Below are 8,825 nucleotides of genomic sequence, written 5' to 3'. Positions count from 1 at the left end.
TGGGGCGGCTGGCCCCGCGCAAGCAGCCGGTCCGGCTGCTCCGGCTGCTGAAGGAGGCGCGGGCGCAGGTCCCGGCGGGGGTGCCGCTGCGGGCCACCATCGTCGGGGACGGCCCGGCGCGCGCGCAGATGGAGCGCTACCTGCGGTCCAACGGGATGACCGGCTGGGTGTCGCTGCCCGGCCGCTACAGCCGCGAGCGGATCCGGGAGCTGCTCGCCGCGGCGGACGTGTTCGTGGCCCCGGCGCCCCGCGAGTCGTTCGGGCTGGCCGCGCTGGAGGCGCGGGCGGCGGGGGTCCCGGTGGTGGCGCGGACGGAGAGCGGGGTGGCCGACTTCGTCCGGCCGGGCAAGGAGGGGCTGCTCGGCTCGAGCTTCGAGGAACTGGTGTCGGCGGTGGCCCGGCTGGCCCGAGACCGGGAGCTGCGCGAGTCGATCGCCGCGCACAACCGGGAGACCGAACCGGTCCGCAGCTCGTGGCCGGCCGTGCTGGAGGGCTTCGACCGCTGCTACGAGCAGGCCCGCGCGCTGCGGGGCTGAACCGACGGTCGCATGCGGAGCCGTACGGCGGCGTGCGAAGACCCCGGCCCGTGGTGGCGGGCCGGGGTCCCGAGGTCGAACGTGGTCGGGCGCGGCCGCCGCGCCGTCCTGCCCCCCCGCAGGCGGTACGGCGGCCGCATCCCGGCTGCGCCCCCTCCCCACGGAGGCGCAGGGCCCTGTTTAGGAGCAGGCCTTGATGAGCTCGTTGCCGAACGCCTGGCTCTTCGCGCTGACGTCCTGGAGCGCGGTGGCGAGCCCGGCGGGGTTGCCGGCGTCGACCTTGATGCTGTCCCAGATGCTGGCGTAGCCGTTGATCGCGGTGGCGAGGTCGCCGTCGGTCTTGGCAGCCAGCGCCTTGAAGTCGTCGGCGACCTTCTTGGTCGCCGCGTTGAACTTGGCGGGGTCGGCACCCGCGGAGGTCAGGGTGGTGGTGGAGCTGTTCAGGAGGCTCGTCGCCTCAGAACACACCTCGGCGTTGGCGGCGCCGCCGCAGGCGGCGGTCATGGAGACGAGGGCGGCTCCCGCGAGGGTTACGGCGATGCGGCGGGAGGAGAGGAGGGAGAACATTGTTTGCCTTTCACTGCAATCTGTGACGAGTGGAACTCTAGGAACCCTCCCTTGCGGATCACTTACACGCCGCTTACACGGGTGCCTTCCCGGGAGCGTGACCACGGACCGGTCGCGGGTAGTGGGAGCGCATGGCCGAGACGACCGCTGGTCCCGCCGCGCCGCACGCCCTGAAGCGGGTGATCGGGCGCCGGACGCTGCTGCTCTTCGTGGTGGGCGACATCCTGGGCGCGGGGATCTACGCGCTGGTGGGGAAGGTGGCCGGGCACGCGGGCGGGGCGCTCTGGCTGCCCTTCCTGGTGGCCTTCGTGCTGGCCGCGCTGACCGCGACCGCCTACGCCGAGCTCGTCGGGAAGTATCCGAAGGCGGCCGGGGCCGCGCTCTACGCCAACCGGGCGTTCGGCATCCCGTTCGTCACGTTCCTGGTGGCCTTCGCGGTGATGATGAGCGGGGTCACCTCGGCGAGCGCTGCGGCGCGGGCCTTCGGCGGGTCCTATCTCGGCGAGTTCGTGACGCTGCCGGCCGTCGTCGGCGCGTTCGGGTTCCTGGCGCTGGTGACGCTGGTGAACCTGGCGGGCATCTCCGAGTCGGTCAAGGTCAACGTGGTCCTGACGGTCATCGAGGCGTTCGGCCTGCTGGTCATCGTCGCGATCGGCGGCTACGCCCTGCTCACCGGCGAGGGCGAGCCCTCCCGGGCGCTGGAGTTCCATCCGGAGCACGGCGCCTTCATGGGCGTGCTGGGCGGTACGGCCCTGGCCTTCTACGCGCTGCTCGGCTTCGAGGACTCGGTCAACCTCGCCGAGGAGGCGAAGGACCCGCCGCGCGACTTCCCCCGGGCGCTCTTCGGCGGGCTGGCGGCCGCGACGGTGATCTACCTGGCGGTCGCGTTCACCGCGACCATGCTGGTGGAGACCGAGACGCTGGTCGCCTCGACCGGTCCGCTCCTGGAGGTCGTCAAGGTCGCGGGCCTGGCCTTCCCGCCCAAGCTCTTCGCGCTGATCGCGCTGCTGGCGGTGGGGAACACCGCGCTGATCAACATGATCATGGCCTCGCGCCTGGTGTACGGCATGGCGCGCGAGGGCATCGTGCCCGGCGTCTTCGCGGCGGTCCATCCCCGGCGCGCAACGCCCTGGGTGGCCGTCCTGTTCACCGTGGCCGTCGCGGCGCTGCTCGTCGCCACCGGGGATGTGGCGGGTCTGGCCGACACCACGGTGCTCCTGCTGCTGTGCGTGTTCACGATGGTCAACGTGGCGGTGCTGGTCCTGCGGAGGGACCCGGTGGCGCACGGCCACTTCCGGGCGCCGAGCTGGATGCCGGCGCTGGGCGCGGTGGTCTGCCTGGTGCTGGCGCTGCCCGTCACGGGCCGCGGCGCCGACGTCTACGCCGCGCGGGCCTGCTGCTGGGCGTCGGCGCGCTCCTGTGGCTGGTGAACCGGCTCTTCACGGGAACCGGCTCTTCGCGGGCGGTGGGAGCGGTCTCCGGCCCGGGGCGGAACGGCGGCCGTGGTCCTGAGCCCGGGTCAGAACGGCAGCCGCCGCCCTGAGGGCGTGCGGAGGTCGAGCGGATCGGGCCGCCTGGGTGGCCGAGGCTTCTGGATGATTTGCTCCTTTTTCATCTCCTACTCCCTTTTGTCAGAGTAGGGAGATTACGCCAGCCCACCGACTACTTCGTCCATCCCTTGGGATTTTTTGTCTCGAAACGGGCGCTCTGTGAACTTCGTGCGAGGGTTTCTGCGGCACGGCCGTCGCCGATCCAAAGCTAAACCGACATCGATATCGCCGACGTAGACGTCGGCGACATCGATGTCGGTTAGGGTCGTCCCATGGCTTTCGTCGGACGTGAAGAGCAGTTGGAGGCCCTGCGGGAGTGGTGGGAGGAGGCGGATGCCCGGCCCGCTCTGCTCTGGGGCCGTCGGCGGGTGGGGAAAACGGCGTTGCTCCAGGAGTTCGCCGAGGGCAAGCGGGCGGTCTTCCACACGGGGGGGGAACCGTGCGCCCCGCCGCGAGTTGGAGGCGCTCTCCCACCGTGTCGCGGCCAACGCGCCGTCTTCCACCCGTGACCTGGTCTCGCGTCCTTTCGGAAACTGGGACGAAGCGCTCGACCACCTCGGCCGCGAGGCGGAGGACGAACCTCTTCTCCTGGTGCTGGACGAGTTCCCCGAGATGATCGGTCGCGCCGAGCTGGAAGGCGTCCTTCGTGCCTTTCTCGACCACGCGCATGGGCGGACCAAGCTCCGGATCATCCTGTGCGGGTCGGCCGTCCGCACGATGCGTGCGATTCAGGAGTACCGCGCACCGCTCTACGGGCGGTTCGACCTGACGATGCAACTCCACCCGTTCCGCCCTCACGAGGCGGCGGAGATGCTGCCGGACCTGCCTCCTTCGGACCGGGCACTGGTCTACGGGATCCTCGGTGGGATGCCTCTCTACCTGTCATGGTGGCGTCAGGAGCTCTCGATCGAGGACAACATCAGGAGACTCGCCTGCCGTCCCGATGCGAAGATGATCCGTGAAGGAGACCTCGTCCTCGCCACGGAGGCAGGGCAAGGAGTGCACCTCGCCGCCACGCTGCAGGCCATCGCCGAAGGCTGCACCAAGCACAACGAGATCGCCGACGCGATCGGCACGGACCCCACCCGTACCCTCAATGATCTGCTGACCCTCCGCTTGGTGGAAAGGATCCAGCCGGTCACCGAGTCGGCGCGGACCCGCCGTAAGGTCTACCGCATCACCGACAACTTCCTCGCCTTCTACCTGGGAACCCTCTCCCGAGTGCTGCCGGAGATCGACCGAGGTCTCGGGGAGACCGTCCTGCCGGTGCTGATGGCATCGTTGGACGACCACATGGGAGGCGTATGGGAAGAGGCGTTCCGCGACCACCTGCGCTTGCGGGCCGCCGAGATCGGGCCCGAGGTGGTCGCGATCGGCCCCTGGTGGCGCGGTGACGGACAGCACCAGATCGACGCGGTGGCGCTCAGTGGGAGATCCAGAACGCCCATTCTGGTGGGTGAGGCCAAATGGGGCAGAAAGGTGAACGCGGCGCGGATCAGGGCGGGTCTCGTGGCGAAGGCGGCGCATCTGGCGGCGGATCCGGATGATCTGCGCTACGCGGTATGCGCCAGGGAGAGCGTCACCAACGCGGACGCCGACGTCCTGTCCGTCACGGCCGCCGACATCTTCTCCCCACCTGCGCAAAGGTAGATCGGGTCTACGTAAGATCGGGTCTCACCGAGGCGCGGGAAGGGCGCCGTCTCACGACGGCGCCGGGGGGACGGCGGGCAGGGTGAAGCGCACGGAGGTGCCCTCGCCGGGGCGGCTCGCGATCCGGACACTCCCGCCGTGCATGCGCATGACCTTCTCCACGATGGACAGGCCGATCCCGGTGCCGCCGATCGCCTGGTACTCGGCCTGCGGGGCGCGGTAGAAGTCGTCGAAGACGTGCTCCAGGTGGTCCGGCTCGATGCCGATGCCGGTGTCGCGGACCTCCACGGCGGGGACCGGTTCGCCGGTCACCGTGACGGTGATCCGTCCTCCGGACGGGGTGAACTTGATCGCGTTGTCCAGCAGCTGGGCCATCACGTGCCGGATCCGCCCGGTGTCGGCCAGCACGTCCAGCCGTTCCGGGGTGTCCAGGCTGAGGGACTGGTCGCTGCCCCACGCCTTGGCGGTCGCCTCGGCGACCACCTGGCGGGCCAGTTCGGCCAGGTCGGTCCGGGCCGGATGGAAGATCGCGGTCCGGGCGTTCAGGCTGGCCATCAGGAGCAGCTCGTCGATCAGATCGAGGATGCGGTCGCCGTTGCGCTCGATGACCTGCAGGAACCGCTGCTCGGTCTCCGCGTCCAGGCCGCCCTCCTGGAGCAGCTGGAGATAGCTGCGGATGGAGGTCAGCGGGGTGCGCAGCTCGTGGTTGACGGTGCGCAGGAACTGGTGCTTGAGCTCCTCCAGCTCGTGCAGCCGGGCCATGACCCGCTCGGCCTGGCGGGCGTGGTGGCGCAGCTCCAGCATGCCGACGGCGCAGACGGCCAGGGTCTCCAGGGCCCGCAGGCGCTCTGCGGCGAGACGGCGCGGCCGGTGGTCGAACACGCACACCACGCCCAGGACGACGTCCCGGCTGTTGACCATCGGCGCGCCCGCGTAGAAGCGCACGTACGGGTCCCCGGTCACGATGGGGTCGTCGCGGAAGCGCGGATCGGCCAGCGCGTCGGGCACCTCCAGCGTCTGGCGGGTGGTGGCGGTGTAGGGGCAGAACGTCACCCGCCGGTCCATGCTGACGGAGCTGACGCCGACGTGCCCCTTGAAGTACTGCCGGTCGCGGCCGAGCAGGTTGACCAGGGCGATGGGCGTCCGGCAGATCTGGGCGGCGAGGGCGGCGATGGACTGGAAGACCGGCTCCACGATGACCTCCAGCGCCCCCAGCTCGTCGATCTCCCGCAACCGTGCGGTCTCGTCGTCCGGCACCGGCGCCTGCGTCATCACGTCCCCCCTCTCCTTTCACCGCGGCGTGTCCGGAACTTCTACCCGCTGCGACTCCGTCTAGTGGGGACCACGCCCGGCGCGTCGGGAAAAAGACCAGATCAGGACGGGTCTCCCCGGCGGCGGGGAGAGCGGCGGGCACCCGTCTAAGATCACTGGCATGACGGACGGAACCGCGGGGCGCGCGACGGCGGGCGCGGTCGCGCTGGCGCTGCTGCTCTCGGCGTGCGGCGGCCAGGGGAACGTGCGGGTCCGGCCCGAGGCGCCGCTCGCGGAGCAGTGCGGCTCGGCGGTGCCCCCGGGCGCCGTGCGGGTCGTCCTGCGGGCGCCGACGGGGTCCGGCTGGGCGCCGCCCTGCTGGGCCCGGAGGGTGCGGACACCGGTGTCGTCGTCGCCCACGGCGCCACCCAGACGCTGTGCGCGTGGCTGGAGCAGGCGGAGGGCGTCGCCGTACGGACCGGGGCGCGGGTCCTCGTCGTCGACCGCAGGGGCGTCGGGTCGAGCGAGGAGGGTGGCGGCCTCGCCCGGCTCCCCGGGGACCTGGTCGCGGCGGGGCACTGGCTGCGGGAGCACGGTACGGAGCACCTCGTGATGCTGGGCTCGTCGTACGGCGCGCCGATCGCACTGGCGGCGGCGGGTCTCCGGGGTCCGGCGAAGCCGGCCGGGGGGAGGGCGGGGCGGGAGGAGCCGGCCGAGGGAAGGACGGGACGGGAGATCCCGGCCGGGAGGAGGCCGTACGGCCGGCGGGGTCCTCGGGGCCGATGCTCGACCCGCCCGTGTGCGCGGCCGTGGCCGTCTCCCCGGCGCTGGAGATCGAAGAGGGGGGTGCCTCGATCAGGCCGCTCGCCCTGGAGACGTTCGGCCCCTCCCTCGGGATCGCCTTCGAAGAGGGCAACGGGCAGGTCGCGGGCAACGCCGCCCGTCTTGCCGAGGAGTTGGGCGGGGCGGAGGGGCCGAGCGGGAGGCGGGAGGTCACGGTGCTGCCGGTGCCGGGAACCGACCACAGCACCGCGCTGGTGGAGAACCACGAGGAGGTACGCGGCCTCATCGACCGGGCGGTCCTCTCGTGCCGCGACCGGCACCGGGGATAGACCGGGCCGGCGGGGCGGGTCAGCGGGGAGGCGCGGGTCAGGCGAGGGCGGCGTCGACGAGGGCGGCGAGCTCCTGCGGGGACATCGAGCCGGGCGGCAGGTGCTCGCGGGCGAAGCGGCCGGCCTCGCGCTGCAGGACCTCGTTGGCCGGGGTCGGGACGCCGAGTTCGCGGCCGAGCAGCACGATCTCGCCGTTGAGGTAGTCGGTCTCGATCGAGCCGCTGGACCTGGCCAGGCTCTGCCAGGACGAGCCGCCGCCGCGTCCGGCCCCGCCGACCGGCCGGGGCTCGACCTGGTCGCCGCGCCTGCCGCGCTCCTCCTCCACGGAGGCGTAGGCGATCCCGGCCGCGTCGAGCACGGCCCTGCCCTCGGCGAACACCCGCTCCATCACCGGGTCGCCGCCGGTCCAATCCCCGCAGAGCGCGTCGTAGGCGTTGCCCAGGTTGCCCACCAGCTTGGCGTACTTCCACCGCATCACGTCGGGTACGGCCAGGCCGAGGAAGCCGCCGGCGGACAGGTCGGCGGCGAAACGCTCGGACAACTCGTCGGTGCCCCCCGGATAGCGGCCGACCTGGAGCAGGCCGGATTTCGGCGCGCCGTAGGCGGCCACGGTGCCGGGTTCGAGGTGGAGGGCGGGCAGCCAGACGCACATGCCGTACACCCGTGCGAAGCGCCGCAGCGCCATGCGCTCGTTGGCGACCCCGTTCTGCGCGCACACCACCGGCGCGTGCCGGGGCCAGGGCTCCAGCGCGGCGATCGTGTCCTGCGACTTGACGGCCAGGACGAGCACGTCGTCGTCGCGGAGCCGTACCGGCCCGTCGGCGACCGGCACGTCGAGCCGGTGCTCGGCCTCGGGGGTGAGCAGGCGCAGGCCGTCGCGGGCGAGCGCGTCGCGGTGCGCGCCGCGGGCGACCAGGAGCACCTCGTGGCCGGCCTGGAAGAGCCGTCCCCCGATGGTGCCGCCGACCGCTCCCGCCCCGATCACGATGTAGCGCATGATCGCGATCCTGCCACACCGCTACGGCCGGTCGGCCCGGGGCCCGCCAGGCCGTGCAGGAGCAGGTCGGTGAGGGTGTCGACCACCTGGTCGTCGGTGACCTGCGGGCCTTTCTCGCCGGAGGTGAGCACCGCGTAGGCCAGCATCGAGAGCATCGCGCCCATCGCCGCGCTCACCAGGGCGGGGTCGCCGGGGAGCCGGTGTCCCCGCTCCCGGAGGTACTCCAGGTGGTCGCGGAGGACGGCGGTGTCCTCGGTGAGGCTCTCCCAGGCGCGGCCGGAGCCGAGGTTCTCGGTCATCGCCGACTGGTAGAGGGCGACCATCACCGGCAGGTGGTCGCGGAAGACCGTCCAGGCGACGGCGAGGTGGTCGCGGAGCTGCCCGCGGTCGGTCAGGTCGTGGTCGCGGGGGTGGTCGTAGGCGGCGATCTCGGCGTCGGCCTGGTCGTTCATGTCCCGCAGGAGCGCCTGGAGCAGCTCCTCCTTGCCCGCGAAGTGGTCGTAGAAGGAGCCGGTGGCCCGGCCGGCGGCGGCGGTGATGTCGGTGATCTTCGTGTTCACGTATCCCCGCTCCGCGAACAGGCGGCGGGCCGCGTCCTTCAACGCGGCCTCGGTCTCGGCCGCCTTCGCCTTGCGCACTCCCACAGGTCCTCCTCGCCCCTTCTTGACCACGACCGTAGCAACCCACATACTGAATTCGAATTCGGTGAATCGTAATTCAGGGAGATGGCATGAAGGCGGTCGTGGTGGGTGCGGGCGTGGCCGGGGCGGCGAGTGCGATCGCACTGCGGCGGGCGGGAGCCGAGGTGACGGTCATCGAGGCGTACGAGGACCCGCGGGGGAGGTCGGCTCATACCTGAGCCTCGCCTCCAACGGGCTGCGCGCGCTCGACGCGCTGGGCTGCGCGGAGGCCGTGGCCGGGCGCGGGTTCGAGGTGCCGCGCCAGCGGATGTGGGGAGCCTCCGGGCGGCTGCTCGGCGACGTGCCCCGCGGGCGCCGGTCGGGCGACCCGCGCAACAGCGTGACGCTGATGCGGGGCCATCTGGTCGAGGAACTGCGCGCCGCGGCGCTGCGCGCGGGAGCGGAGATCGTCACGGGCCGGCGGTTCGAGCCGGGTGCGGAGGGCGTCCTGGCGGAGAGCGTCTCGACCGGGACCGCCTCGA

The 8,825-nt window shown here is 72.1% G+C and carries 10 protein-coding genes and 1 pseudogene; 7 read left to right on the top strand and 4 right to left on the bottom strand.

Going from position 1 to position 8,825, the window contains the following annotated elements; all coding sequences use genetic code 11:
- The coding region (locus ACWJ6R_RS04320) for a glycosyltransferase family 4 protein (RefSeq protein ID WP_449060938.1) at window positions 1–536 on the top strand (536 nt) is incomplete at its 5' end.
- Between the two features lie 180 nt (window positions 537–716).
- Here ACWJ6R_RS04320 and ACWJ6R_RS04315 read toward each other — a convergent pair.
- Window positions 717–1,103 carry a hypothetical protein gene (locus tag ACWJ6R_RS04315; RefSeq protein ID WP_449060937.1) on the bottom strand — a complete coding sequence of 129 codons (387 nt, stop codon included), beginning with the start codon at window positions 1,101–1,103 and terminating at the stop codon, window positions 717–719.
- Window positions 1,104–1,234: 131 nt separating this feature from the next.
- Here ACWJ6R_RS04315 and ACWJ6R_RS04310 point away from each other — a divergent pair, with 131 nt between their 5' ends.
- The 3 genes from ACWJ6R_RS04310 to ACWJ6R_RS04300 all read left to right on the top strand — a co-directional run bounded on the left by ACWJ6R_RS04310 (window position 1,235) and on the right by ACWJ6R_RS04300 (window position 4,303).
- A complete protein-coding gene (locus tag ACWJ6R_RS04310) occupies window positions 1,235–2,533 on the top strand; it encodes an APC family permease (RefSeq protein ID WP_449060936.1) in 1,299 nt (432 codons plus the stop codon).
- 392 nt (window positions 2,534–2,925) lie between these two features.
- A complete protein-coding gene (locus tag ACWJ6R_RS04305) occupies window positions 2,926–3,162 on the top strand; it encodes an ATP-binding protein (protein WP_449060935.1) in 237 nt (78 codons plus the stop codon).
- Window positions 3,110–4,303: an ATP-binding protein gene (locus ACWJ6R_RS04300; RefSeq protein ID WP_449060934.1), complete on the top strand. Its 1,194-nt coding sequence runs from the start codon at window positions 3,110–3,112 to the stop codon at window positions 4,301–4,303. The genes ACWJ6R_RS04305 and ACWJ6R_RS04300 overlap by 53 nt, the downstream gene beginning before the upstream one ends.
- Window positions 4,304–4,354: 51 nt before the next feature.
- On the opposite strand, the gene ACWJ6R_RS04295 is transcribed toward ACWJ6R_RS04300, so the two are convergent.
- On the bottom strand, window positions 4,355–5,575 hold the full coding sequence (locus ACWJ6R_RS04295; protein ID WP_449060933.1) for a sensor histidine kinase: 1,221 nt from the start codon (window positions 5,573–5,575) through the stop codon (window positions 4,355–4,357).
- Between the two features lie 225 nt (window positions 5,576–5,800).
- Here ACWJ6R_RS04295 and ACWJ6R_RS04290 point away from each other — a divergent pair.
- Both ACWJ6R_RS04290 and ACWJ6R_RS04285 read left to right on the top strand, forming a co-directional pair.
- A pseudogene (locus tag ACWJ6R_RS04290) lies at window positions 5,801–6,157 on the top strand (hypothetical protein); the annotation flags it as partial.
- A gap of 179 nt (window positions 6,158–6,336) precedes the next feature.
- Complete coding sequence (locus ACWJ6R_RS04285; protein ID WP_449060932.1) at window positions 6,337–6,666, top strand: hypothetical protein; 330 nt, start codon at window positions 6,337–6,339, stop codon at window positions 6,664–6,666.
- A gap of 37 nt (window positions 6,667–6,703) precedes the next feature.
- On the opposite strand, the gene ACWJ6R_RS04280 is transcribed toward ACWJ6R_RS04285, so the two are convergent.
- Together ACWJ6R_RS04280 and ACWJ6R_RS04275 are read right to left on the bottom strand one after the other, a co-directional pair.
- Window positions 6,704–7,663, bottom strand: a complete 960-nt coding sequence (locus ACWJ6R_RS04280; RefSeq protein ID WP_449060931.1) for a ketopantoate reductase family protein — start codon at window positions 7,661–7,663, stop codon at window positions 6,704–6,706.
- Entirely contained in the window at window positions 7,648–8,307 is a 660-nt protein-coding gene (locus tag ACWJ6R_RS04275; protein WP_449060930.1) for a TetR/AcrR family transcriptional regulator, read from the bottom strand. The genes ACWJ6R_RS04280 and ACWJ6R_RS04275 overlap by 16 nt, the downstream gene beginning before the upstream one ends.
- An 86-nt stretch (window positions 8,308–8,393) precedes the next feature.
- Here ACWJ6R_RS04275 and ACWJ6R_RS04270 point away from each other — a divergent pair, with 86 nt between their 5' ends.
- Window positions 8,394–8,522 carry an FAD-dependent oxidoreductase gene (locus tag ACWJ6R_RS04270; RefSeq protein WP_449060929.1) on the top strand — a complete coding sequence of 43 codons (129 nt, stop codon included), beginning with the start codon at window positions 8,394–8,396 and terminating at the stop codon, window positions 8,520–8,522.
- Window positions 8,523–8,825 lie beyond the last annotated feature (303 nt).

This window comes from Planomonospora algeriensis (assembly GCF_977012225.1).
The sequence above is the reverse complement of the archived record's forward strand: the minus strand, read 5'-3'. Positions and strand labels throughout refer to the sequence as shown.

Excerpts from the sequence above, each read along its gene's own strand:
- ACWJ6R_RS04315 (WP_449060937.1), bottom strand. The coding sequence starts at position 1,103 with ATGTTCTCCCTCCTCTCCTCCCGCCGCATCGCCGTAACCCTCGCGGGA.
- ACWJ6R_RS04310 (WP_449060936.1), top strand. The coding sequence starts at position 1,235 with ATGGCCGAGACGACCGCTGGTCCCGCCGCGCCGCACGCCCTGAAGCGG.
- ACWJ6R_RS04305 (WP_449060935.1), top strand. The coding sequence starts at position 2,926 with ATGGCTTTCGTCGGACGTGAAGAGCAGTTGGAGGCCCTGCGGGAGTGG.
- ACWJ6R_RS04295 (WP_449060933.1), bottom strand. The coding sequence starts at position 5,575 with ATGACGCAGGCGCCGGTGCCGGACGACGAGACCGCACGGTTGCGGGAG.
- ACWJ6R_RS04285 (WP_449060932.1), top strand. The coding sequence starts at position 6,337 with ATGCTCGACCCGCCCGTGTGCGCGGCCGTGGCCGTCTCCCCGGCGCTG.
- ACWJ6R_RS04280 (WP_449060931.1), bottom strand. The coding sequence starts at position 7,663 with ATGCGCTACATCGTGATCGGGGCGGGAGCGGTCGGCGGCACCATCGGG.
- ACWJ6R_RS04270 (WP_449060929.1), top strand. The coding sequence starts at position 8,394 with ATGAAGGCGGTCGTGGTGGGTGCGGGCGTGGCCGGGGCGGCGAGTGCG.